Annotated in this window: 25 protein-coding genes and 2 tRNA genes; 18 read left to right on the forward strand and 9 right to left on the reverse strand. The window is 59.5% G+C overall.

Annotation, left to right across the window (positions count from 1 at the left end):
• Positions 1–65: 65 nt before the first annotated feature.
• Entirely contained in the window at positions 66–1646 is a 1581-nt protein-coding gene (locus tag THS5294_RS13125) for a bifunctional metallophosphatase/5'-nucleotidase (protein ID WP_058124116.1), read from the reverse strand.
• Positions 1647–1751: 105 nt separating this feature from the next.
• On the opposite strand from THS5294_RS13125, the gene THS5294_RS13130 reads away from it, so the two are divergent.
• The 8 genes from THS5294_RS13130 (at position 1752) to hisH (ending at position 10126) form a co-directional block, all read left to right on the forward strand.
• Positions 1752–2090: a DUF952 domain-containing protein gene (locus THS5294_RS13130; protein WP_058124117.1), complete on the forward strand. Its 339-nt coding sequence runs from the start codon at positions 1752–1754 to the stop codon at positions 2088–2090.
• Complete coding sequence (locus tag THS5294_RS13135) at positions 2087–3139, forward strand: quinone-dependent dihydroorotate dehydrogenase (protein WP_058124118.1); 1053 nt, start codon at positions 2087–2089, stop codon at positions 3137–3139. Before THS5294_RS13130 ends, THS5294_RS13135 begins: the two co-directional genes overlap by 4 nt.
• Positions 3140–3328: 189 nt before the next feature.
• Positions 3329–6772 carry a pyruvate carboxylase gene (locus tag THS5294_RS13140; RefSeq protein ID WP_058124119.1) on the forward strand — a complete coding sequence of 1148 codons (3444 nt, stop codon included), beginning with the start codon at positions 3329–3331 and terminating at the stop codon, positions 6770–6772.
• 66 nt (positions 6773–6838) lie between these two features.
• The gene (locus tag THS5294_RS13145; RefSeq protein WP_058124120.1) at positions 6839–7651 is read left to right on the forward strand and encodes a phosphodiesterase; all 813 of its coding nucleotides are present in this window, start codon (positions 6839–6841) and stop codon (positions 7649–7651) included.
• A gap of 139 nt (positions 7652–7790) precedes the next feature.
• Entirely contained in the window at positions 7791–8525 is a 735-nt protein-coding gene (locus tag THS5294_RS13150; protein ID WP_058124121.1) for a hypothetical protein, read from the forward strand.
• 118 nt (positions 8526–8643) lie between these two features.
• Positions 8644–8718: transfer RNA gene (locus THS5294_RS13155), tRNA-Gly, on the forward strand.
• 178 nt (positions 8719–8896) lie between these two features.
• Positions 8897–9484: an imidazoleglycerol-phosphate dehydratase HisB gene (gene hisB / locus THS5294_RS13160; RefSeq protein ID WP_058124122.1), complete on the forward strand. Its 588-nt coding sequence runs from the start codon at positions 8897–8899 to the stop codon at positions 9482–9484.
• 3 nt (positions 9485–9487) lie between these two features.
• On the forward strand, positions 9488–10126 hold the full coding sequence (gene hisH, locus THS5294_RS13165) for an imidazole glycerol phosphate synthase subunit HisH (protein ID WP_058124123.1): 639 nt from the start codon (positions 9488–9490) through the stop codon (positions 10124–10126).
• On the opposite strand, the gene THS5294_RS13170 is transcribed toward hisH, so the two are convergent.
• Together THS5294_RS13170 and THS5294_RS13175 are read right to left on the reverse strand one after the other, a co-directional pair.
• On the reverse strand, positions 10123–10518 hold the full coding sequence (locus THS5294_RS13170) for a DUF2147 domain-containing protein (RefSeq protein ID WP_058124124.1): 396 nt from the start codon (positions 10516–10518) through the stop codon (positions 10123–10125). The genes hisH and THS5294_RS13170 overlap by 4 nt on opposite strands.
• A gap of 95 nt (positions 10519–10613) precedes the next feature.
• Positions 10614–11003 carry a DUF2147 domain-containing protein gene (locus tag THS5294_RS13175; protein WP_058124125.1) on the reverse strand — a complete coding sequence of 130 codons (390 nt, stop codon included), beginning with the start codon at positions 11001–11003 and terminating at the stop codon, positions 10614–10616.
• A gap of 129 nt (positions 11004–11132) precedes the next feature.
• On the opposite strand from THS5294_RS13175, the gene hisA reads away from it, so the two are divergent.
• The 3 genes from hisA (at position 11133) to THS5294_RS13190 (ending at position 13029) form a co-directional block, all read left to right on the forward strand.
• Positions 11133–11849 (forward strand): 1-(5-phosphoribosyl)-5-[(5-phosphoribosylamino)methylideneamino]imidazole-4-carboxamide isomerase, encoded by a 717-nt coding sequence (gene hisA, locus THS5294_RS13180; protein ID WP_058124126.1) that lies wholly within the window; start codon positions 11133–11135, stop codon positions 11847–11849.
• Positions 11850–11959: 110 nt separating this feature from the next.
• Positions 11960–12721, forward strand: a complete 762-nt coding sequence (gene hisF, locus THS5294_RS13185) for an imidazole glycerol phosphate synthase subunit HisF (protein ID WP_038006831.1) — start codon at positions 11960–11962, stop codon at positions 12719–12721.
• Positions 12721–13029 carry a phosphoribosyl-ATP diphosphatase gene (locus THS5294_RS13190; protein ID WP_058124127.1) on the forward strand — a complete coding sequence of 103 codons (309 nt, stop codon included), beginning with the start codon at positions 12721–12723 and terminating at the stop codon, positions 13027–13029. Before hisF ends, THS5294_RS13190 begins: the two co-directional genes overlap by 1 nt.
• 4 nt (positions 13030–13033) lie before the next feature.
• On the opposite strand, the gene THS5294_RS13195 is transcribed toward THS5294_RS13190, so the two are convergent.
• Complete coding sequence (locus THS5294_RS13195) at positions 13034–13933, reverse strand: DMT family transporter (RefSeq protein WP_058124128.1); 900 nt, start codon at positions 13931–13933, stop codon at positions 13034–13036.
• Between the two features lie 212 nt (positions 13934–14145).
• Between THS5294_RS13195 and THS5294_RS13200 the strand changes: the two genes are divergently transcribed.
• On the forward strand, positions 14146–14595 hold the full coding sequence (locus THS5294_RS13200) for a hypothetical protein (RefSeq protein WP_058124129.1): 450 nt from the start codon (positions 14146–14148) through the stop codon (positions 14593–14595).
• A gap of 10 nt (positions 14596–14605) precedes the next feature.
• Here THS5294_RS13200 and THS5294_RS18375 read toward each other — a convergent pair whose 3' ends face one another.
• Positions 14606–14776, reverse strand: coding sequence for a hypothetical protein (locus THS5294_RS18375; RefSeq protein ID WP_158508600.1), 171 nt, complete (start codon positions 14774–14776; stop codon positions 14606–14608).
• A 409-nt stretch (positions 14777–15185) separates the two neighbouring features.
• Between THS5294_RS18375 and THS5294_RS13205 the strand changes: the two genes are divergently transcribed.
• From THS5294_RS13205 to THS5294_RS13220, 4 genes are all read left to right on the forward strand, one after another.
• Positions 15186–16400, forward strand: a complete 1215-nt coding sequence (locus THS5294_RS13205) for an MFS transporter (protein WP_038006823.1) — start codon at positions 15186–15188, stop codon at positions 16398–16400.
• Between the two features lie 92 nt (positions 16401–16492).
• Positions 16493–18211 carry a methionine--tRNA ligase gene (metG, locus tag THS5294_RS13210; protein WP_058124130.1) on the forward strand — a complete coding sequence of 573 codons (1719 nt, stop codon included), beginning with the start codon at positions 16493–16495 and terminating at the stop codon, positions 18209–18211.
• 62 nt (positions 18212–18273) lie between these two features.
• Positions 18274–18813: a tetratricopeptide repeat protein gene (locus THS5294_RS13215; protein WP_058124131.1), complete on the forward strand. Its 540-nt coding sequence runs from the start codon at positions 18274–18276 to the stop codon at positions 18811–18813.
• 43 nt (positions 18814–18856) lie between these two features.
• Positions 18857–18942, forward strand: a tRNA-Leu gene (locus tag THS5294_RS13220).
• A 27-nt stretch (positions 18943–18969) separates the two neighbouring features.
• On the opposite strand, the gene THS5294_RS13225 is transcribed toward THS5294_RS13220, so the two are convergent.
• A complete protein-coding gene (locus tag THS5294_RS13225) occupies positions 18970–20421 on the reverse strand; it encodes a cobyric acid synthase (protein WP_058124132.1) in 1452 nt (483 codons plus the stop codon).
• Positions 20422–20602: 181 nt separating this feature from the next.
• Here THS5294_RS13225 and THS5294_RS13230 point away from each other — a divergent pair, with 181 nt between their 5' ends.
• Positions 20603–21361 carry a rhomboid family intramembrane serine protease gene (locus tag THS5294_RS13230; RefSeq protein ID WP_058124133.1) on the forward strand — a complete coding sequence of 253 codons (759 nt, stop codon included), beginning with the start codon at positions 20603–20605 and terminating at the stop codon, positions 21359–21361.
• A gap of 16 nt (positions 21362–21377) precedes the next feature.
• Here THS5294_RS13230 and efp read toward each other — a convergent pair whose 3' ends face one another.
• Entirely contained in the window at positions 21378–21941 is a 564-nt protein-coding gene (gene efp, locus THS5294_RS13235) for an elongation factor P (RefSeq protein ID WP_038006816.1), read from the reverse strand.
• 214 nt (positions 21942–22155) lie between these two features.
• Here efp and THS5294_RS13240 point away from each other — a divergent pair, with 214 nt between their 5' ends.
• Entirely contained in the window at positions 22156–22476 is a 321-nt protein-coding gene (locus THS5294_RS13240) for a DUF6280 family protein (protein WP_038006813.1), read from the forward strand.
• A 93-nt stretch (positions 22477–22569) separates the two neighbouring features.
• On the opposite strand, the gene THS5294_RS13245 is transcribed toward THS5294_RS13240, so the two are convergent.
• Together THS5294_RS13245 and THS5294_RS13250 are read right to left on the reverse strand one after the other, a co-directional pair.
• Complete coding sequence (locus tag THS5294_RS13245; protein WP_058124134.1) at positions 22570–23403, reverse strand: prolipoprotein diacylglyceryl transferase; 834 nt, start codon at positions 23401–23403, stop codon at positions 22570–22572.
• A gap of 112 nt (positions 23404–23515) precedes the next feature.
• Positions 23516–24898 (reverse strand): TolC family protein, encoded by a 1383-nt coding sequence (locus THS5294_RS13250; protein WP_058124135.1) that lies wholly within the window; start codon positions 24896–24898, stop codon positions 23516–23518.
• Positions 24899–24942 lie beyond the last annotated feature (44 nt).

The following is a 24942-nucleotide window of genomic DNA, read 5'->3' on the forward strand; positions in this document are numbered from 1 at the left end:
AATTTGGGGTAAAAGGCGCGGGGCGCGCACAAAACCGCCCCGCACGATATCATAACCACACGGCGTTACTTGGCGGTGATGCGCCCGTCCGTGTAGGGCGTGTAGCTGCCCCCTTTGGCGGCGATGTAGTCAGCCAACACTTGCTCAACACCGGGGCCGAAATCGTAGGCATCGGTTGCGGTTGCAAACATCGCATAGCCATCGCCGCCATTGCGCATGTAGTTGTTGGTGACCACGCCGTAGGTCGCGGCTAAGTCAATCGGCGCGCCGCCCACCATCACATCCGACACCCGTGATCCGGGGGCGGCACTGGCATCAAACGCGTAGGTCATGCCGGACACTTGGGGGAAGCGGCCCGCGCCTTCCTCAACTTGGCTGACCCCGTTTTCAAGAGCAGCCACGATATTAGCGCCCGTGGTGCTAAAGGTCGCAAGCGTGTTTTGGAACGGCAGCACCGTCAACACTTCGCCCATCGTGATTTCGCCCGCATCGATCGAAGCCCGAAGCCCCCCGCCGTTTTGGATCGCCACTTGGACGCCCTGCGATTTGACCCGGTCCAGCAAAGCATCCGCCACCAGATTTCCCATCGCACATTCCACTGCGCGGCAGACGGCCCGGTCACCTTCGATAAAGGCGGTGGTGTCGCCGATGACTTGCGCCTTCAGCTCTTCGATGGGGCCCGCAAGTTCCGCCACACGGGCCGCGATGGCCGCATCCGGAGTTACACTCGCGTCGATCAAGATGGTGTCACCAGTGGCCGAGGTCACATTGCCATCCGCATCAAATTCTAGGACCAAGTGGCCCACGTATTTGCCATAGGCCCGTGCCTGCACCACGGGTGTGTCGCCAATCATATGCGGATAGGAAAACAGCGCGCCCTCATCACTGTTGGAAAACAGTGTATGCGAATGTCCGCCCACAACCGCGTCAATGCCATCCACGGCCTCGGCGATCGCGAAATCCTTGGGCGCGCCCACGTGATTAAGCGCTATGATCTTGCTCACGCCGTCGGCCTCAAGCGTGGCGACATCTGCGGCTAGTGCATCGATCTCATTTTGGAAAATGACATTTGGTCCCGGCGAGGATGTCTCGACCGTGTCAGTGGCCAGCGCCGAGATGATCCCGATCTTTTGACCGCCGACCTCCAGCACGACATGATTGCCGACCTTGCAGTTCAAAAGGTTCGATTGGCTCACATCAAGGTTCCCCGAGATCACGGGAAAGGAGACCCTATCAATGAACTCGGCCAGCTTTTCAGGGCCATCGTCAAATTCGTGATTGCCCACCGCCATGACGTCGAAACCGATGGCCTCCATCATTTCGGCCTCAACCGCGCCCTTGTAGGTCGTGTACATCAGTGAGCCTTGGAACTGATCGCCCGCATCCAAGGTGATGACATTTTCACCCGCAAGCTCGGCACGTTTGGCGTCAAGAAACGTCTTGAGCCGGGCCGCGCCGCCAAAGCATTTGCCCTCAGCGTCATCCTCGGCCCCACAGGTTCCGTCAAACCGCGAAATCGGCTCAATCCGGCTGTGCAGATCGTTGATATGCAAAATGTGCAGCGTGTAGCTATCGGCCACCGCCATGCCTGTGCCCAGCGTTGTCGTCATCGCCAAGGCCGCGGCCGTCGTAAGAAGTTTTTTCATTCTGCGATTCCCCTGTTTTAAAGCCGGAATGGTGGCGCGAACGCCTAAGCAAGTCAAAGTCTGAGATGTCTTGACGTTGCGGCTTGGTGGGTGCATCTGCGAGGCATGCTGATTTACAAGATTTTCCGCCGCGCCGAGTGGGCGACACTCCGCGCCACAGGCCTCACACGCGGCGCACCCGTGGACCTCACGGATGGCTACGTCCATTTCTCAACCGCCGATCAGGCCCGCGAGACGGCGGCCAAGCACTTTAAGGGTGAAGCCGACTTGGTTCTGGCCGCGGTTGAAACCGATGCCCTTGGGGATGATCTTAAGTGGGAGGTATCGCGGGGCGGTGCCGAATTCCCCCACCTGTACCGTGTGTTGCGCATCACCGATGTTGCTTGGACGCGCCGCCTCCCCCTGCGCGATGGCGCGCATGTTTTTCCGGATGAAATGCTATGATCGAAGCCCTTGGCCTGCGGGCGTTGCGCGCGTTTGACCCCGAAACCGCCCACGGGCTGGCTCTAAAGGCGTTGAACACAGGCCTCGGGCCAAAACCCGGTCCGGTGACCAGCCAGCGGCTGAAATGCACAATTGCCGGGATGGAATTTGCCAACCCCGTGGGTCTGGCTGCCGGGTTCGACAAGAACGCCACGGCATTGGCGGCCCTGTCCAAGGTGGGTTTTGGGTTTCTTGAGGTGGGCGCAGCCACACCGCTGCCCCAACCCGGAAATCCCAAACCGCGTCTTTTTCGCCTGACGGAGGACCGCGCGGCGATCAATCGGTTCGGGTTCAACAATGATGGTGCGGATGTCATCGCCGATCGGCTGATGGCCCATAACCCCACCATTCCCGTGGGGCTCAACCTTGGGGCCAACAAAACCAGCACTGACCGTTCGGGCGACTTTGCCCGCGTGATCGCGACATGTGGGCCTTATGTAGATTTTGCGACGGTCAATGTTTCCTCACCCAACACCGAAAAGCTGCGCGACCTGCAGGGCAAAGCTGCCCTTACCGCTCTGCTGACCGGTGCGCTTGAGGCACGCGATGCACTGCCCAAACGTATCCCACTGTTTCTCAAAATCGCGCCGGATCTCTCTGCGGCGGAGCTGGAGGATATCGCCGAGGTGGCGACTTCCCTCAAGCTGGACGGGATCATCACCACCAACACGACGCTGGATCGGACTGGCCTGCAGTCGCCCCACGCGGGCGAGGCTGGTGGCCTGTCTGGTGCGCCGCTGTTTGAACGTTCGACCCGCGTGCTGGCGCAAATGTCCAAGCTGACAGATGGGCAGATGCCGTTGATCGGTGTGGGCGGCGTCCACGATGCGGATACGGCGTACGCAAAAATTTGCGCAGGTGCGACTGCGGTGCAGCTGTATACCGCACTGGTTTACGCGGGTCCGTCGTTGATTGCAGATATCGCGCGGGGCTTGGATGCGCGGATGCGTGCGGATGGCCACACCACGCTTGAACAGGCTGTTGGCTCGCGTCGGGGCAACTGGCTCTAGCTCCGGGCCGAGGTTTCCCAAAGGAAACGCTGTGCGCATTCAACACGCAATCTGCGTCACATAACCGTCATACATACGTAGTCCTTGGTATTGGCGAGGTGCTCGGTGCAAACTAGGCAGTGTGCACCTGCAGCGTGGGATTCTTCCCGCCCCAGACACCCGTGTCTGACGACCAAGAGGACCTTATCTATGGCCGACTTCCAAAAAATCCTCATAGCCAACCGAGGCGAAATTGCCATCCGCGTGATGCGCGCCGCCAACGAGTTGGGCAAACGCACCGTGGCGATCTATGCCGAAGAGGACAAGTTGAGCCTGCACCGGTTCAAGGCTGATGAGGCCTATAAAATTGGCGAAGGCATGGGCCCCGTGGCCGCCTATCTCTCCATCGAAGAGATCATCCGTGTTGCCAAAGCCTGTGGCGCGGACGCGATCCACCCCGGCTATGGCCTACTGTCGGAAAACCCCGACTTCGTGGATGCCTGCACCAACAACGGCATCACCTTTATCGGCCCCAAAGCCGAAACCATGCGCAAACTGGGTGACAAGGCCTCGGCCCGCAAGGTCGCGATGGAGGCGGGCGTGCCCGTCATCCCCGCCACCGAAGTGTTGGGCGACGACATGGCCGCCATCAAGAAAGAGGCCGCCGAAGTCGGCTATCCGCTGATGCTCAAGGCATCTTGGGGCGGTGGCGGACGCGGGATGCGCCCGATCTATTCCGAGGATGAGCTAGAAGAAAAGGTCCTAGAGGGCCGCCGTGAGGCCGAAGCCGCCTTTGGCAACGGCGAAGGCTATCTGGAGAAAATGATCACCCGTGCACGCCACGTTGAGGTGCAAATCCTCGGCGACAGCCACGGCCAGATTTATCACCTCTATGAGCGTGACTGCTCGGTGCAGCGCCGCAACCAAAAGGTCGTCGAGCGCGCGCCTGCCCCCTACCTCAGCGGTGCCCAGCGTGAGACCATCAACAACCTCGGCAAGAAAATCTGCGAACACGTGAACTACGAGTGCGCAGGCACGGTCGAGTTCTTGATGGATATGAACACCGGTGAGTTTTACTTCATCGAGGTGAACCCCCGCGTGCAAGTTGAACATACCGTGACCGAAGAAGTCACAGGCATTGATATCGTTCGCGCCCAAATCCTGATCGCCGAGGGCAAATCGCTGGTCGAAGCCACAGGTATTGCCAGCCAGTACGATGTTCAATTGAACGGCCACGCGCTGCAATGCCGCGTCACGACCGAGGACCCACAGAACAACTTTATCCCCGACTATGGCCGCATCACGGCCTATCGCGGGGCCACCGGCATGGGTATCCGGCTCGATGGCGGCACCGCTTATTCCGGCGCGGTCATCACCCGCTACTACGACAGCCTGTTGGAAAAAGTCACCGCTTGGGCCCCAACGCCTGAGGCGGCGATTGCCCGGATGGACCGCGCACTGCGCGAGTTCCGTATTCGGGGTGTCTCCACCAACATCGCGTTTGTTGAGAACTTGCTCAAGCACCCGACGTTCTTGAATTACGAATACACGACCAAGTTCATCGACGACACGCCCGCGCTGTTTGATTTTCAACAACGCCGGGACCGGGCCACGAAGATCCTGACCTACATCGCTGAGATCACGGTCAACGGCCACCCCGAGACCGAGGGCCGCCCCCGGCCCGCCGCAGACATCCGCGCGCCCAAGCCACCTGTCAAACTGGGCACGCCCTTTGCCGAGGGCACGCGCCAAATCCTAGACGCCAAGGGGCCGCAGGCTGTGGCGGATTGGATGAAGGCCCAGCCGCAACTTCTGTTGACCGACACCACAATGCGCGATGGCCACCAGTCGCTGCTTGCGACGCGGATGCGGTCCATCGACATGATCCGCTGCGCACCTGCCTATGCCAGCAAACTACCACAATTGTTGTCGGTGGAATGTTGGGGCGGTGCGACGTTTGACGTGGCCTACCGGTTCTTGCAGGAATGTCCGTGGCAGCGCCTACGCGACATTCGTGAGGCGATGCCAAACATCATGACGCAGATGCTTTTGCGCGCCTCCAACGGTGTGGGCTATACCAATTACCCCGACAACGTTGTCCAAGGCTTTGTGAAGCAGGCCGCTGAAACCGGCGTTGATGTGTTCCGCGTGTTCGACAGCCTCAACTGGGTCGAAAACATGCGCGTCGCGATGGATGCGGTGATCGCCGCCGATAAGGTCTGCGAAGGCACGATTTGCTACACCGGTGACATCCAAGACCCCAACCGCGCCAAATATGACCTGAAATACTACGTCGCGATGGCCAAAGAGCTTGAAGCCGCAGGTGCCCATGTTCTGGGCCTCAAGGACATGGCGGGCCTGATCAAACCTGGTGCGGCCAAGCAGTTGGTCAAGGCGCTTAAGGAAGAAGTCGGCCTGCCGATCCACTTCCACACACACGACACGGCCGGTATCGCGTCTGCCAGCATCGTGGCCGCCGCCGAGGCCGGTGTGGACGCAGCCGACGTCGCGATGGACAGCTTTTCGGGCAACACATCGCAGGCAACGTTCGGCACCGTCGTGGCCGCGCTGCAAAACACCGACCGCGATACCGGGATCGACATGGCCGCTGTACGCCAGATCGACACCTATTGGGATGCGGTCCGCGCGCAGTACCTCGCCTTTGAAAGCGGGCTTCAGGCGCCGTCGTCCGAGGTGTATCTGCACGAAATGCCCGGTGGTCAGTTCACCAACCTCAAGGCGCAGGCACGCTCGCTTGGCCTAGAGGATCGCTGGCACGAAGTGGCGCAAATGTACGCCGACGTGAACCAGATGTTTGGCGACATCGTAAAGGTCACACCATCGTCGAAAGTTGTTGGCGATATGGCGTTGATGATGGTGTCTCAGGGCCTAAGCCGGGCCGAGGTTGAGGATCCGAAAAAGGACGTCGCCTTCCCCGACAGCGTGATCGACATGATGCGCGGCAATCTGGGCCAGCCTCCCGGCGGGTTCCCCGAGGCGATCGTGAAAAAGGCGCTTAAGGATGAGGCCCCAAGCACGGAACGTCCGGGCAAGCATCTTGCCCCCGCAGACATGGCAAAAGTACGCGCCGAACTTGAGGCCGCGATCCCCGGCGTTGATTTCGACAATGAGGACCTGAACGGCTACCTCATGTATCCCAAGGTCTTTACCGACTACGCCCAGCGCCACGAAACCTACGGCCCCGTACGCACCCTGCCCACGCCCGTGTTCTTCTACGGGATGGAGCCGGGCCAAGAGATCGAGGCCGAGATCGACCCCGGCAAATCCCTTGTGATCCGGATGCAAGCCGAAGGCGAAACCAACGCCGATGGTGAGGCCAAGGTGTTCTTTGAACTGAACGGTCAGCCCCGCGTCATCCGCGTGCCAAACCGCAAAGTTGTGGGAACTGCGGTCAAAATGCCAAAGGCTGAGTTCGGTAATCCCAATCACATCGGCGCGCCCATGCCGGGCGTCGTGGCCAGCGTGGCCATTCAAGCGGGGGCAGAGATCAAAGAAGGCGATCTGTTGCTCACGATTGAAGCGATGAAAATGGAAACCGGCATCCATGCCGAGCGGGATGCTACGGTTAAGGCTGTGCATGTCTCACCCGGCGGGCAAATCGATGCCAAGGACCTGCTGATCGAACTGGAATAACGACCCAACAGGCGTTACCGCCCTTCCGGCGGGGCATCACTGCCCCGCCATACGGAGCATCAATTCATGCACAAGATCCTTGTCCTAACGGATCTTCACATCACACCGCCTGGTGAATTGATCATCGGGCTTGATCCGGCAGAGCGGCTTTCCCGTGTGTTGGATGCAATGCGCGCCGCGCATGCAGATGCCGACCACCTGCTGATCCTTGGGGATTTGGTTCACTACGGCACTGCCGAGGAATATGCGCGCCTGCGTGGTCTTTTGCGCGACCTGCCCTGGCCCACCACGTTCATGATGGGCAACCACGATGACCGCGACACGTTCTGCGCCACCTTCCCGCGCGCAGGCCTAGACGCCAACGGCTTTGTCCAAAGCCGCATCACACTGCCCCACGCGCATATCCTCTGTCTCGACACGCTTGCGCCCGATGCCAAGCCCCGCCACAGCGGCTTTTTATGCGCAGACCGTATGGATTGGTTGCGCACAGAATTGGCCCGTGCCCCTGGTACGCCCAAAATCGTCGCGCTGCATCATCCTCCGTTTGTCACGGGCTTTGACGGAATGGACCGCATCGGGCTGGTAAACCGAGCTGAAGTTATCGAAACACTACAGGCTTGTGCCGACGTGCGGCTCGTTATCGCGGGTCACATTCACCGCACGATCATGGCGAGTGCGGGTGGACTGCCCATGGCGGTGTTCAAAAGCCCCTGCCATCAAATGCCGCTTCAACTCGGCGCAGGCACATCCGGCCTGTCGATAGACGAAAGCGGAGCATACGGCCTGCTGCTGGTTGGTCCGGATGGCGATATATGCGTCCATACCGAGGACGTCGCTGCGCACAAGGCTGCCATACTCGACGATATCGCCAGCAAGTGATTGGCCACAATCCGGCGACAATCCCCGGATTATCGACGAACATTTAACTATTTCGGCTCTTTGGCCCCAATTTTGGACGTATCTGTGCCGCAGATTTGCCGCACGTGGTGTGTAGCAAAGATGGGCAAAGGAGTCCGCAATGACACATCGTTTCATTAAGTCCGAGGATGGTGCCATCACCGTCGACTGGGTCGTTCTGACGTTTGGGGTCACGATCACGGGGCTTGCCATGATGGGAACCATTGGTCCGTCGCTGGGTCGTATGGCGATATCCGTTGTTGATGCGCTGGAGGCCACGGTGGGCTCGATCTACGAGGGATCGACGATTGTTGCGTACCGGTCGAACTATGACTTTGCTGGCGACACCAGCGCGTGGACAGGCGCAAGCTCAACCTATGTGGATGGATTTGGCGAAGTGCTGGGCCCGATTGCGGGCAGCGGCGGGTTAGAAAGCGTCACGACAAACTTTGACATCGGGGCAGAAGCCGAATCCGCCACGCTGACCTTTGATCTGCTGGCCTTCGACAGCCTCGATGGTGAAGATGCGGTTTTGTATATTGATGGTGTTGAGGTCGGGCGCATGACCTCTGACCAAGGTTACCTGACGTGGACCCCCGGCGACGTGGAGGGCATCAGCCTAAGCGCCACGACCCTGTCCGAAGGCGAACACTTGGGCGGCATGCAAAACGACACTAGCCAGAATTGGTGGCGCGACGCGGCCAGCCGGATCACCATTACGGTTGATGATCCCGGTGCCACGCTGGATTTCGGATTTGGGTCCACCGCGAACCAAGATGTCTCTGACGAAAGCTGGGCAATCGACAATTTCATCATCGAATCCACGGTTGCGGCCAGCACAGAGCCGCTCGGATAACCGCATTTTCGTGCGCCGCCCTGCTTGACCCTAGGTCGCACAGAAATTTTACATCCGAAGCGCATTTTTCTCTTGCAGCCACCCGCCCACGAAAGTAGATCACCCACACGCTAAGTGAGCGGGCGTAGCTCAGGGGTAGAGCATAACCTTGCCAAGGTTAGGGTCGGGCGTTCGAATCGCCTCGCCCGCTCCAATTAGCAGGCCACACACCCCATGTGGCAAACACTCAGGTCGCCTTCGGGCGGCCTTTGTTGTTTCTGGGCTCCGGAAACGGCTGGCCAACCAGCCACAGCCGCCCGCAAATCGCGACACGCCCCTTGGCCCGTCCGAACCACCCGCCTATAGAGACCTCAATGGCAGACGGAGGCCCTATGCGCAGCGCAACCATCACCCGCACCACCGCGGAGACCGACATCACTGTTGAGATCAATCTCGACGGCACTGGTATCTATGACAACCAAACCGGCGTTGGTTTCTTTGACCACATGCTGGATCAACTGTCGCGCCACGCGCTGATCGACATGAAAATCCGCGCAAAGGGTGATTTGCACATCGACGATCACCACACCGTTGAGGACGTGGGCATCGCGCTGGGTCAGGCGCTGAGCAAAGCGATGGGCGACAAGCGTGGCATCGTGCGTTACGGCGCGTGTCTGTTGCCGATGGACGACGCGCTGGTGCGTGCGGCCCTTGATCTGTCCGCACGCCCCTTTCTGATTTGGAACGTGACCCTTCCGACACCCAAGATCGGGACATTCGACACAGAATTGGTGCGTGAATTCTTTCAAGCGCTGTCCACACACGGAGGCATCACGCTGCACGTGGATCAGTTGCATGGGTTCAACAGCCACCACATCGCCGAAGCCGCGTTCAAGGCAGTGGCCCGCGCCTTACGCGATGCGCTGGAAACCGACCCGCGCAAGGCTGACGCCGTACCCTCAACCAAGGGCGCACTTTAGACGATGCGCACGGTTCTGATCGATTACGACAGCGGCAATCTGCACTCTGCGGAAAAGGCGTTTCAGCGGATGGCCCAAGAGGTCGACGCAGGTGAGGTTATCGTCTCGGACAAGCCCGAGGACATCGCCCGCGCCGACCGCATCGTGCTGCCCGGCGACGGCGCATTTCCTGCGTGCCGCGCGGGTCTGCGCAGCTTTGATGGGCTTGAAGAAGCCGTGATGGAAGCCGTCACGCGCGATGCCAAGCCCTTCATGGGGATCTGCGTCGGCATGCAAATGCTCGCGACTTGGGGGCGCGAATATGAAGACGTGCGCGGCTTTGACTGGATCGGCGGTGAGGTCGTGCGCATCGCGCCCTCGGATCCCGCGCTAAAGGTTCCACACATGGGTTGGAACGACCTGATCGTGACGGGTGACCACCCTGTTCTATCGGGCATCAAAACCGGCGATCACGCGTATTTTGTGCATTCCTATCATATGGATGTGGCCAATCCGGCGGACCGGTTGGCGCATGTGGATTATGGCGGAGATGTCACGGCTATTGTCGGTCGGGATACCGTCATCGGGATGCAATTCCACCCTGAGAAAAGCCAAGACGCCGGTCTGCGGATGATCGCAAACTTTCTGACGTGGCGCCCCTAGCGGAGCCGCGTCCACACCTGTGTGCCGCGCATCAATCCGACGCGTCCCTTTACCTCCAGCCGTTCGCCCGACAGGGTTAACGCGACGTTTGAGGTTGTGACATTTAGGATCGGCACATAGGCCGCGCCGCCACCGAACGTGCCGTTGTCCTGCGGCTTCATATCCCAAAAGAGCATTCTGCCGATATTTCGGGTTGTGACCTCGGCCCCCGTTGGGTCAAAGGCGCGCAAAACGCGGCCGCAATACCCCGCCCCACAGGGCGCTACTTCGATGTGAGAGGTCAGCTCTTTGCGGTCCGGCTCTGTCTGCCATACCCCGACGATACTGTCCTTGGCGTAAGCCGGCGCGCTGGCCCAAAGGCCGAACACACAAGCCAAAACGATGCTGCGCATGATCCATCTCCCGAGAGGATGTCGTCCTATATCGGGAGGGGTCGGCGCCGCACAAGACGACGCCGAAATACGGGCTCAAACCCGCGTATTTCCGCCTAGTTGAGCTTGGTCCAAGTGCCGCCATCGCGGCAGATCCCAAACACACAGCCCGACACCGACAACGTGTCACCCGTAAGTTGCAGCTTGGAATTGTAGGTCTTGCCCCGGTCCGGTGAAAACACCTTGCCGCGGTATTCGCCGTCCCCGCGTGGTTTGGTCGCCGAGATGATATTGGAGCCAGTGTGATCTGACGGGATCACCGCCCCCGCACTGTCGAACGATTTGATCAATGTCCCACACAGTGCGTCACCACAGGGGGCCACTTCAATGTGGCCAAAGTTGCCATTGTCGTCTTTGGCCGTCTGCCATGTACCCAACAGCGGCTCGGCGTGGGCCGCGCCTAGCATCAAAAAGCTCGCCACAGCGGCGGTCAGTATCGTTTTCATCGGTGTCCTCCCTCAAGGTGCACAAACCAAACAGCACACCGCGACCTGCTGTCCAGTATGACGTACCGGCACTTGCCCTAGCGGCTCCGTTCGGCCACAAGGCACGCGCAACACATAAGGGCTCCGACCATGATCCTCTATCCAGCGATTGACCTCAAAGACGGCAAAGCCGTGCGCCTCCTGCACGGGGAAATGGACAGCGCGACCGTGTTCAACGACAGCCCCGCCGCGCAGGCCGCAGCCTTTGCTGATGCCGGCAGCGAGTGGTTGCATCTGGTGGATTTGAACGGCGCCTTTGCAGGCACACCCGTCAATGGCGCCGCCGTTGAGGCGATTTTGGCCGCGACCAACCTGCCCGCACAATTGGGCGGTGGCATCCGTGACATGGCTACCATTGAGATGTGGCTGACCAAGGGCATTGCCCGCGTCATTCTAGGCACCGTGGCCGTGGAAAACCCCGACTTGGTGCGCGAAGCCGCCCGCGCCTTTCCGGGCAAAGTGGCTGTGGGCATTGATGCTCGCAATGGCCGTGTCGCGACCAAAGGTTGGGCCGAGGAAACGGATGTCATGGTCACCGATCTGGCCAAATCGTTTGAGGACGCTGGCGTCGCCGCGATCATCTATACCGACATCAACCGCGATGGCGCGATGCAAGGCCCCAACGTTGAGGCGACCGCAGCCCTCGCGCAGGCGACGCAAATTCCGGTCATCGCCAGTGGTGGCGTTTCCTCGCTAGAGGATTTGATCGCCTTGCGCGACACCGGCGTGATCTCGGGCGCGATTTCGGGCCGTGCGCTGTATGACGGGGCACTTGACCTGTCCGCCGCCCTCAAAGCGCTGGCCTAAGGTACCGTTTCGCCATGGGTCGCGGCAATGCGCGGCCCATTTGCCCCTACCCTTGCGCGCCATTCTTGCCTAGTAGATGAGGCATCACGACCCCGAGGAGGGCATCCGCAATGCTCAAAACCCGCATCATTCCCTGTCTGGACGTCGCCGAGGGGCGCACGGTTAAGGGCGTCAACTTTGTCGATCTGATCGATGCGGGCGACCCAGTGGAACAGGCGCGTGCCTACGATGCCGCCGGCGCGGATGAGCTGTGTTTTCTTGATATTCGGGCCACACATGAAAACCGTGGCACGATGTATGACCTGGCGACCCGCACGGCGGAGCAATGCTTTATGCCGCTTACGATCGGTGGTGGCGTGCGCACTGTCGAGGACGTACGCAATCTGTTGCTGGCGGGGGCTGATAAAGTCAGCTTCAACTCGGCCGCCGTGGCCGACCCCGATTGTATCGCCCGCGCCGCCGACAAGTTCGGCAGCCAATGCATCGTCTGCGCCATCGACGCCAAAACCGTGGCCCCCGGCAAGTGGGAAATCTTCACCCACGGAGGGCGCAAATCCACAGGGATTGATGCCGTTGAGTTTGCCAAAACCATCACCGCCAAGGGCGCGGGTGAAATCCTGCTGACCTCAATGGACCGGGATGGCACGCGCGCCGGCTTTAACCTGCCACTGACCCGCGCGATCAGTGACGCAGTTTCAGTACCCGTGATCGCCAGCGGCGGTGTCGGCACACTGGATCACCTCGTTGAGGGCGTGACCCAAGGTGGGGCCAGCGCAGTTTTGGCCGCATCGATTTTCCACTTTGGTGATTACACCATCCGCGAAGCCAAGGAACACATGGCCGCCGCGGGCATCCCCATGAGGCTGACCTGATGCACACGCTCGACACGCTTGCCGCCACCATCGCCGCCCGTGCCACCGCGGAGCCAGACAGCTCTTGGACCGCCAAATTGCTGGCCAAAGGCCCCGAGAAATGCGCCGAAAAGTTTGGCGAAGAGGCAATTGAAGCCATCATTGAGGCCGTCAAGGATGACAAAGACGCCCTGACCTCAGAGGCGGCAGATGTTCTGTTTCATCTTCTGGTGATGCTGCAATCGCGCGGCGTGACGTTGGACGATGTCTGCGCCGAGCTGGACCGGCGCGCAGGCACCTCCGGTATCGCCGAAAAAGCCGCGCGCTAAGCCGCTAGCCAAACAGGATCAGGGCCAGAACGCTGGCGCAGATCAGTGCAATACCTGCGTATTCGCGCGGCGTGCTCCGCTCGGAAAACACAAAGTAGCTGATGATCATGGAGAAGATCAGCTCCACCTGCCCGACCGCGTTCACATAAGCCGCCGATTGCAGCGTGTAGGCTGTGAACCAGCCCATCGAGCCCAGCATCGACGCCACTGCAACCATGCCCGTCAGGCGCCACCGAACGAAGACGGCGCGCAGTTGGTCCTGTTCGCGCCATAGCATCCAGCCCAGCAGAACCACCGTTTGAAACGCCGTTGCGCAAGCCAACGTAATGCTTGCACGGATCAGCGGATCATCTGACATCACCGCCAGAGACGCGCCCCGATACGCAGGCCCGGAGATTGAGAAAATCACCCCCGAAGCGAGGCCAATCAGGCTTGCCCGGCTGATCAAATCGCGCCACGTGAACCGCGCTGCCTGCCCCGAAAGCGCAAGAACCCCGCAAAACCCAAGCGCGATCGCGGCAATGCCATAGACCGACACGCTATCCCCGAGGATAAGGTACCCCGACAGCACAGTCAGCATTACTTCGGTTTTTTTGAAGGTCATGCCCACGGCAAAATTGCGGTGTGAAAACAGGATGACGACCGCGACTGTGCCCAATATCTGCGACAGCCCGCCCACAACGACATATCCCCAGTATCCGGGCGCCAATGCAGGCACCCCCCCGATTTGGGCGCTGGAGTAGAAAAACGCGCCCAAGCCGACCACGGGTGCCGCATAAACAAACCGTGCAAACGTTGCGGCAGCCGTGCTCAGCCCTGCCTCTTTAACCTGCTTTTGCAGCATAAATCGCAGCGACTGCACAAAGGCCGCAAAAACGGCCGCGTAGATCCACAGATGTTCCATAGCGCTTCATCGCATGCGCGTCGGGGATGCACCAGCCGGGCGAAGCGAGGGCTTCTGGCGGCGTTTGGTACCGCGCATCGTCTCCATATGGTTAACAGTCTGTTCACACGATCGATGTATGTTCAGCAGTATGTGGACAATAGAAGAGGCGTTAACCTCATTTTAGCCGGTTTCAGGGCTTAAAAGTGGCAACACAGTGAAAAGGCCCGTTGATGATCAGCACATTACACAAGGCGCTGCCTTGGTTCAGGCACTGGACCAAGCGTACGGTGCCAGTGGACAGCATAGTAATGATGGCTGGCCTTTTGGGCCTTGGTCTGATCGTGCTCGGCGCGGCCGCGCACGACATAGCTGTGCTGGCCAACACGACGGATGTGCGCACTCGGATCGCAGTGCTAAGCCCTGACTATGACGCCAGCACCTGTCCTTCTGGCTGGATCGCGGCCCATGCCGCTCACACGGGTCTAAGCCAAGATGACCTTAGGACTTGGTTTGCACAAAAAGACCAAACTACCGATAGCGCAACGATACTGGCTGTTTTGGCTGCACACGCTCAGGCGCCCCGTGACTTTCGCTACAGGGCGCCCATGCGTTTGGCAGAGTTACAAATTTTAATGTGTTTGGCTGAGCGGCGGGAGCTAACGCTCCCAGCCTACTCTTAGCCTGTTCCGCTTAACCTCGGCTGGAGCCGAAGATCAGCGTCAGAATGTTTTCATTGGTTTGGCGATCGCTTTTGATCGTGATCAATTCGTCTTGCGCATCCTGCGCGACGGTGACCGACGGAACGGTCAGAGGCGTGAGGAGCGAAAGCACAACAACTGCGCGGGTTAGAAAACGTGTCATGTTATGTCCTTTCGTTGGTCTGAATAAAACTCCACGCCGGCGACAGACCATTCGGGGGCGTGAGGGCGGGCTGGAGTGTGTGGTGAGGCCCGTCTTGTCGGCATTCATGGGGAGGTATATGCACCCAGTCGCACTCCCATTCAATGAACGTAACCGTGAGGATTGGGCGAAATTCGTGCGCAATCGCACACACCAAAGCCGCCTATGCACGAAGCTCCCAAATCCGTGAAAAATGCTCACCCAAGCGTGAGCGAAACACGGCAATAATCCGATTACGCCTTTAGGGTGCCTAGAAACGACGCGCTTGATCACAATACGTGACAGCCTTGGGGCCAATGCACATTCCTCATTGATCTCAATGCGCTTTTCCCCATTCCTGCGAGATAGACATTATAAAAAGGCCGCTCCCATGCGGATGCTCATTTCTTTTGCCGCCCTGTTTCTGTCGGTGCTGCTGTTGCAGATCTCATCGGGGGGGGTTGGCCCCCTAGACGCGCTTTCGGGGTTGGAGCTGGGGTTTTCCACCGCAGCTGTCGGTGCCCTAGGTTCGGCGCATTTTGTCGGTTTTTTTGTTGGGTGTTGGTGGGCGCCGCGGCTTTTGGGATCCGTGGGTCACAGCCGCGCATTTGCAGCATTTACCGCGTTGGGCGCGATTGGGCTGCTCGCGCACATGGTCTGGGTCGACCCTATTTTCTGGAGCGTCCTGCGTGTCGGAACCGGATTGTGCGTGGCGGGCTGCTACACAGTGATCGAAAGCTGGTTGCAAGCCAAAGTCACGAATGAGACGCGCGGCCGCGCGATGGGTACCTATCGGATCATTGACCTTTCGGGGTCGATCCTTGCGCAGTTGATGATCGGTGTGCTCGAACCTGCATCCTACCTATCCTACAACGTGCTGGCCATTCTATGCTGTGCCGCCCTCTTGCCCATCACGCTCACGCGCACGCCGCAGCCCGAAACGCCCAGCGCGCCTCGGTTGCGGCCCCGGCTGGCACTGTCGCTGTCACCACTTGCGGTGGCGGGCGTGGTTGTCGCGGGCGTGTCCTCTGCCGCGTTCCGGATGGTCGGACCCATCTACGGCCAAGAGGTCGGCCTGCGCGCGGATCAGATCGCCTATTTCCTTGCGGCCTTCGTTTTGGGCGGTGCCTTGGCGCAATACCCTGTGGGCTGGCTTGCGGACAAATATGACAGGCGCTGGGTGCTGATCTGGCTATCAATCGCATCGGCTCTGGCATGTGGGATTACGGCAGCGACGTCCGGCCAAGGCACTGTGGTGGTGATGCTGGTCGCCGGGCTTTTCGGGTTCACGACCTTTCCGATCTATTCGGTTGCGGCCGCACACGCCCACGACTTCGCAAACTCTGACACGCGGGTCGAGCTGTCCGCCGCCCTCATGTTTTGGTTCGCGGTTGGGGCCATCGCCTCACCCGTGGTATCGTCACAACTGTTGGCGGCCTTTGGCCCGGCATCCCTGTTCCTGCTGATTGCGGTGGCGCATATCCTGCTCGCGGTTGTCGGGATCATCCGGATGCGCGCCCGCCCAACGGTTGAGGAAAAAACCGCCTACATCTACGCCCCCCGCACGACATTCACGATTGGCCGCCTCTTGTCACGCAAACGCTAGAGGTCCGCACAACATCGCACCCCTTTGGACGCATTGGGTGGACGCCTGCGCGGGCTTGGACTAAGCAAAAGCCCGACACCTGCGGAGAGACCATGGCGCGTATTTTGATCACATCGGCGATCCCCTACATCAACGGGATCAAACACCTCGGCAATCTTGTGGGCAGCCAGCTGCCTGCGGACCTCTATGCGCGGTACATGCGCCAGCGGGGCCATGAGGTCATGTTTATCTGTGCGACGGACGAACACGGCACCCCAGCTGAACTGGCCGCGACCAAAGCGGGTAAGCCAGTTGAGGAGTTCTGCGCCGAAATGCACGCGGTCCAATCCGAAATCGCCGATGGCTTTCGGTTGTCGTTCGACCACTTTGGCCGCTCATCCTCGGTCCAGAACCACAGCCTGACGCAGTATTTTGCGGGCAAGTTGGCCGATAATGGTTTCATCCAAGAGATCAGCGAAAAGCAGGTGTATTCCAACGCCGATGGCCGCTTTTTGCCCGACCGTTATATTGAGGGCACCTGCCCCAACTGCGGATATGACAAGGCACGCGGCGACCAATGCGAAAACTGCACCAAGCAGTTGGACCCCACAGACCTGATCGACCCACGCTCTGCCGTTTCTGGCAGCACCGACCTAGAGGTGCGCGAAACCAAGCACCTTTATCTGCGGCAATCGCAGCTCAAGGATCGGTTGGACGATTGGATCAACAGCCAAGAAGGCTGGCCGGTTCTGACCACCTCTATCGCCAAGAAATGGCTGCACGATGGTGATGGCCTGCGTGATCGCGGTATCACCCGCGACCTGAACTGGGGCGTGCCCGTCAAGCGCGGCACCGACGAATGGCCAGGTATGGAGGGCAAAGTCTTTTACGTTTGGTTCGACGCGCCAATCGAATACATCGCTGGCACCGCCGAATGGGCCGAAGCGAAGGGCCTCGATGACACCGCATGGCGCCGCTGGTGGCGCACGGATGAAGGTGCGGATGATGTTCGCTATGTCCAGTTCATGGGCAAAGATAACGTGCCGTTCCACACGCTCAGCTTTCCCGCGACGATCATGGGTTCGGGTGAGCCGTGGAAGTTGGTCGACTACATCAAGTCGTTCAACTACCTCAACTACGATGGCGGACAGTTCAGCACCTCACAGGGGCGCGGTGTGTTCATGGATCAGGCGCTTTCGATCTTGCCGGCGGATTATTGGCGGTGGTGGCTTCTGTCCCATGCGCCCGAAAACTCCGACGCGGAATTTACATGGGAAAACTTCCAATCCAGCGTGAACAAGGACTTGGCAGATGTGCTGGGCAACCTTGTGAGCCGGGTTACAAAATTCTGCCGCTCCAAGTTTGGAGAAGTGGTGCCAGAGGGCGGTGCATGGGCAGAACGTGAGGCTGCGTTGATTGCCACGCTCACAGCCAAGACACGCGCCTACGAAGGCTTCATGGACGCCATGGAGGTCCGCAAGGCCGCGGCCGAGTTGCGCTCTATCTGGGTGGCCGGCAATGAGTACCTGCAAGAAGCAGCCCCGTGGTCGGCGTTCAAGACCGACCCCGAGCTAGCGGCGGCGCAAATCCGGCTCGCGCTGAACCTGATACGCGTCTACGCCGTCCTCTCGCGCCCGTTCATCCCCGACGCCTCCGCAGCGATGTTGGCCGCAATGGGAACCGAAGATGACAGCTGGCCCGACGATATGACGGCGGCCCTTTCGGTGCTGCCAGCGGGCCATGCCTTTGCCGTTCCTGAGGTTCTGTTTGCCAAAATCACCGACGAGCAGCGCGAAGAATGGCAGGAGCGGTTTTCCGGCACACGGGACTGATCCTATCAGGCCCGCTTGAACGGCGGGCTTGACCTACACGCCCCAAGACGCACCATTAGGGCATGAAACATGTCCTAATGGCCCTAAGCCTAAACATCATCGCACTGCCCGTGCTGGCAGAAACATGCCCCGAGGCACCGCCTATTGAAGCGGATATGGACCGGCTGGTGGCACAAGTGCAGCGCGCACCGGACCAAATGGCCGCCCGCGCCCTTTCGGCTGAAATGTGGGAGCTGTGGCTGCAAGCCCCAGATGAATACAGCCAAAACCTGCTCGATAGCGCGATGGCGCGGCGCAACGTGGCCGATTATGCCGCTGCGGAGGCCGCGCTGACGTCGCTTGTGCAATACTGCCCATTCTACGCAGAGGGCTGGAACCAGCGGGCGTTTGTCCGCTTTCTGCAATCCGATTGGGACGGTGCGCTGACGGACCTTGACCAAGCGCTCAAGTACAACCCACGCCATACCGGGGCGCTGACAGGCAAGGCGCTGACCCTGATCAATGCAGGCCGGGACGACGAGGCGCAGCCCGTGCTGCGAGAAGCATTAGAGTTGAACCCGTGGCTGTCGGAACGTGCGCTTTTGCGTGGCGAAGACTTATAGCCGCTTGCACTCAGCCCAATGCCCCGGCAAAAGGTTCCTGTGTGCGGGCGTGGTGGAACGGTAGACACATGGGACTTAAAATCCCTGGGGCGAGAGCCCGTGCGGGTTCAAATCCCGCCGCCCGTACCAACCTTTCTTTGAAAAACTCGGCCCGCTTTAAACTTGGCCGAAAATCCCATCAAGCGCGTCGAGATCAAGGCTATCAGCCATATGATCCGCGAGAGCGTCCAGCGTTGCCTCGACCTGCGCACCATAGTCCATCTGAGTGGTCTGTGCGCCCAAGCCCGCTAAGAACGCTGTGCGAAACGCGTCGGCTTCAAACAAACCGTGCAGATAGCAGCCACGCACCCTGCCCGTTTCACTGGTTGCACCCACCGGCTGTCCGTGCAAGTTGAGCCAACCGCGCGCCGTGTCGGGGCCAAAGGTTTCGCCAATGTGGATCTCATAGCCAGTCAAATCGGTACCGCTGTCGGGGTGATGCGCCTGCACCCGGGCGAGATGTTTGTGCGGGGTCATGATCGTTTCGATATCTAGGTGACCAAGGCCCGCCACATCACTGGGCGCGCCCTCAATCCCGCCTGGATCCGCAATTCGGCGCCCCAGCATTTGGTAGCCCCCGCAGATGCCCAGCACATGGCCACCACGCCGGATATGCGCATGTAGATCCACATCCCAGCCTTGGGCCCGGAAGTGGGCAAGATCGGCGATTGTGGATTTTGATCCAGGGATCAGGACCAAATCAGCGTCCGCAGGCAAGGGACGGCCCGCCGTCACAATCTCAACCGAAACGTTGGGGTCCACCGATAGGGGATCAAGATCATCGAAGTTTGCAATACGGTTCAATCGCGGCACCACCACCTTGAACCCACCGGAGCGTGACGACCGGATATCCATGATATCCTCTGCCGGCAGCTTCCACGCATCAGCAAACCACGGCAGCACTCCGATTGAGGCCCAATCGGTGCGATTCACAATCTCGGTCAGGCCATCATCAAATAGGCTCACGTCACCGCGGAACTTGTTGATCAGAAACCCTTTGATGCGAGCTGCGTCCTCAGATGGCAGGATGTTTTGCGTGCCCACCAGCTGGGCGATGACGCCGCCCCGATCAATATCACCCGCCAGGATAACCGGGATATTCACAGCCTCAGCGAACCCCATGTTGGCGATATCCCCTGCCCGAAGGTTGATTTCAGCGGGGCTGCCAGCGCCCTCTACAATGATCAGGTCCGCCTCGGCCGCAAGGCGGTGAAAGCTTTCGACACATGCAGCCAGAAGGTCCGGCTTCACCTTTGCGTAATCCCGTGCCTTTAACGTGGCAAAGCGTTTCCCCTGTACAATCACCTGCGCGCCCACGTCGGTTTCGGGCTTGAGTAATACGGGGTTCATGTCGATGCGTGGGGGCACGCCTGCGGCCCACGCCTGAAGCGCCTGAGCGCGGCCAATCTCGCCCCCGTCTTCGGTGACGGCGGCATTGTTGGACATGTTCTGCGGCTTGAACGGGCGCACCCGAAGCCCTTTGCGCGCGTAATGTCGGCACAGGCCTGCAACCAACATGGATTTCCCCACGTTGGACCCTGCACCCTGGATCATGATCGCTTTGGCCATGGTCTCTCCCTTTGGGCCGTTGTGCCTTGCGCCACCGGGCAGAGCCATAGGTTTCGTACCATCAACGTGAAATTTTTATACATCTTGGGCGGTACAGGCGCGGCCTGCGCGCGCAAGGCCCAGTTGACGCCGCAGACCACATTGTATCTGCTGGCAGCCGCGCCAAAAGCCAGGACCAACCATGATCCCCATTCGCGACCATAACCCCTCCCGGCGGGTACCCTACGTGACCTACGCGCTGCTGGCGGCCAACATTCTCATCTTTTTGAGTTATGGGTTTGAACCGAACGGCCGCGCGGCGGCTATGGTCTTTGGCAGCTTTGGCGCCATCCCAATTGAGATCGCCCAAGGGTTTGAGCTGCACACCCTCGTGACATCCATGTTCCTGCATGGGGGCTGGATGCATTTGGCTGGAAACATGCTGTTTTTATACATCTTTGGCGACAACATGGAGGACCAACTGGGCCACCTGCCCTTTGCCGGATTCTACGCGATTGGCGGTATTTTGGCGACGCTGGCCCATATTGCCGTGGACCCGTTCAGTCGCATTCCCTTGGTTGGAGCATCTGGCGCGATTGCAGCCGTTATGGGGGGCTACTTGCTGCTGTTTCCCAAAGCGCGGATCGATATTTTCGTGTTCTTTGTGATCATCATCCGGATCATCCCAGTGCCTGCTTGGATGGTTCTGGCGATCTGGTTTGGCCTGCAATTGTTCAATGGCGTATCCGCAGGGAGCGCGAGCGCTGTGGCCTATTGGGCCCATGCCGGTGGGTTTATCGCAGGGTTTGTGATGACGCTGCCATGGTGGATTGCCCGGGGCGGACCGCGTTTTTGGCAACATACGCAAATGCATCCCCCTCACCCAGAGGCACAATATGCCAGATCGCATATTCCGCGCACGGGCCGACGCAACACGGGCCCTTGGGGGCCCAAGCGATGAGGGATCGGACCAAGCGCTAGGCGCGCTCGGAGTATTCCATTGTCTCGGTGTTGACGACGATGCTCTCGTCTTGGGCCACAAACGGAGGCACCATGACACGCACGCCGTTGTCGAGGATCGCAGGCTTAAAGCTGTTTGCGGCAGTCTGACCTTTGACCACTGGCTCGGTCTCTACGATCTTGCAGATAACCTTTTGCGGCAGCGAGGCGCTAAGCGCTTCGGCGTCGTAATATTCGATCACGGCTGTCATGCCGTCTTGCAAGAACGGACGACGCTCGCCCAGAATGTCTGCAGGCAGTTCGATCTGCTCATAGGTCTCGAGATCCATGAAAACCAGCATTCCGTCGGTCTCGTAGAGGAACTGCTGATCTTTTTGCTCAAGACGCACTTTTTCGATCTTATCCGCCGAGCGAAAGCGTTCGTTGAGTTTGGAGCCGTTGCGCAGGTTCTTCATCTCGACCTGAGCATATGCGCCACCCTTTCCGGGCTTCACGTGGTCGACCTTCACAGCCACCCAAAGGTGGGCGTTATGCTCCAACACGTTCCCGGGGCGGATTTCGTTTCCGTTAATTTTAGGCATTGGGCAAAACCATGGCAAAAGGTTGAACAGATCTTGGTCATGCCTATATCTGGTGGGCTGATGAAGGGCAAGCCAACGATATGCAGCAAAAGGTTGACTCGACCTATGCATATAGTGCATCCCAGACATTCGAAGTTCGCATACCCGAATCGTCGTAAAATCGTCATATTGGGCGGCACCCCGCAAATGCAAGAGCAATAAAACAGGACGGCCTATGATGGATTTCGTTGACGGAACAGCTTTCAACTTTGAGCAGGGACAACGGTCTCGCAAGCTGTTTGCCGCAGTAGTTTTGGCCGCCTTGGATGATGCCATTGCTGATGACAAGAAATACGGTAATGGCCCTGAGCAAATCGCGCGTTGGGCACGTTCGCGCGACGGACGTGAAGTCCTGTCGTGCGCAGGAATTGACCCCAATGAACGCGTCGTCTCCGGCTTGATGGATTTCGTCGGTCGCGGTGTGCGCACTTCGGTCGCGCTTTCGCGCGAAGAGAGCGAGCGCCGCAACGCCGCCGCTGAGGCCGAAGCCGCCTAAGCGACCCAGACAGAACAAAAAAAACGCCGCGCAGATCAATCTGCGCGGCGTTTTTTTATCGCATAAGTGTGGATAAAGCAGCCAGACTATGGACTAGTCAAGGTCCTCGCTCGACAGTATTTGGCGGATTTCCCGACGCACCAATTTGCGCACATTGCGCGTGATACGCTCTCCCAGCTGCCCGGCAAATTCCTCACGCACGACCTCTGCGATGATCTCGCGCAGGGTCTCCTCGTCCAGCACATCATCGCCCTCTTGCGGCTTTGGCTCAGCAGCGCGCTGAACTTTCTCCTGAGGGAATGGAATAGCTGGAGGCGGGTCTTGCGGGGCCTCAGCTACAGCAGATTGCAGGTCTTGCGAGATAGAATCATCAGACGCCTCTAGCGTCGCCACATCCATTTCCGACGGGCTCAGGCGTGCGACGGCTTCAAACGGCTCGTCCATAGAGGCCTCATCGAATGCGACCTCCACCATCGGCGCATCTGGGGCTGCCGTTTCGTCAGCTTGGGTTGAAGCGTCGCCTTGACCCGCCTCGCCATTGCCCTCAGACGTCTCCACCGCTTCTCGCTCAGCGGTACTTGCGTCGGCTGGCGCCGCAAAGGCACGCTCAAGGGCTGGATCGAGCGCAGGCATAACATCTGCGCGGCTATCACCGGCCATTGGGGCCATGAGGACATCCGCATCAGGCGCATCTTCGAGAGAGGCTTCATCCATCTCATCCAAGGGCTGCTCGGGTTGCCCTAACACGCGAATGGTTTGATAGGGATCTTCGGGCTCTGTCACGCGCAACTGCGGCGTCAAAACCAGTTTCTCGGGGCGCAGCCCCGGCATCGGAGCACGCGGCGCATGTGTACCCTCGTCACTCACCAAACGACGGATGGAGGACAAGACGTCCTCAATGTTTTGCTTGTTGGTCTGCTCGGCCATGCGTGCCCTCTCCCGTGACTTGGTGCACAGTTTACGAGGTTAACCTATCACAGCCACAAACGCATGGGCAGCCCCTGAGCATCGGCAATTTTTCTCGAATCCAACCTATCGGCTATTTGCGGTTCAAAATCCTGTCCAGACGCGCGCCCTGCTCGGAGCGGACCAGCCCGGCTGGCGTTGTGGTTATCGCGTTATAATAGTCAGTTACATCGTACCGCTCAACGTTCAAGCCCAGATGCTCAGTCGACAAAAGGCCAAGGGATTGCAGCACACTGTAGACCGCCAAATAGGCGCTTGTTTGCGCATTGAGTACCGCGTTGCGCGCATCCAGCAGCTCTTGCTCTGCATCGAGGACATCAAGTGTGGTCCGCGCGCCAAGGCGGGCCTCTTCACGCACACCCTCAAACGCGAGTTGCGACGCACGAACCTGCTGTTGCGTGGCCGTAACCTGCGCACGCGCGACCTGTAGCTGCGCCCAGGACCGCTTCACACCATCTGACACTATGCGCCCCTCTTGGGCCAAACCAAAGCGCGACGCCTCAAGTGCTGCCTGCGTCTGACGGATCAATGAATTGAGCGTGCCGCCATCATAGAACGTCCGGGAATACCGCAACCCGACGGTCCCGCTTGAGGTCTCATCTCCGTTGCGCGCGCCGGTGCTGACACTGCCTGTGACGCCAACGGTCCCAAACGTGTTGCGCTGCGCAGCGGAGGACAGCAGTTCGTTCGATTTGACCGTGTGCTGTTGGGCCAACAGGGATGGCGCAGTGCGCATCGCAATCGCTTCGGCCGCTTGGACAGTAGCAGGTATCGCGGGCGGCGACGGAGGTGTCAGCAGGGCATGCGGCGCACGACCGATGGCCAGAATGTAGTTGGACCGCTGGATCTCAACATCACCCTGCGCACTTGCCAACCCAGACCGCGCCTGCGCCAGTCGGGCACGTGCAAGCTCAACATCCGTACGAGTGACTTCGCCAACCTCAAAGCGATCCTCCGCGGCCCGCAATTCTTGCGTGATGAGCCGCAGGTTGCTTTCGCGCAAGGCCACGGCCTCTATCGCGGAGCGAAGCTGCAAAAACGCCTGAACGGCATTGAATAGGACTTGCTGTTCGACGCTCGCTAGATTTTGGCGCGCAGCCAGGACCAATTCCTTGGTCGACTCCAACCGCACGGTCCGTGAGCCTGCATCCCAAACGGTCCAATCCGCATTAACCCCAACCGACGTCGTGAATGAATCCGTAGGGCCATCGACGCCATTTTGACTGAGTGACGCAAAGTAGGACAGCACAGGCTGGAACCGTGCCTGAGCCTGCGCCACACCTTCATCGGATGAGCGCAGCAAAAACCGCTGCTGCTGAACCAGATCGGAATTGTTGTAGGCAAACACCAATGCATCCGCGAGCGAATGCGCCTTGGCCGCTATCGGCGCCACGCTCAGCCCCGCCACAAGCGTGAATGCCGCGAACCCGCGCACGGTTTTTGCTACTGAAAACATTACTCTGCCTTTCTGGTATTGCCGTAGACCCGGCCCCAGAATGG

Origin of the sequence: Thalassobacter stenotrophicus (assembly GCF_001458315.1) — a bacterium.
Lineage (GTDB): Bacteria > Pseudomonadota > Alphaproteobacteria > Rhodobacterales > Rhodobacteraceae > Thalassobacter > Thalassobacter stenotrophicus.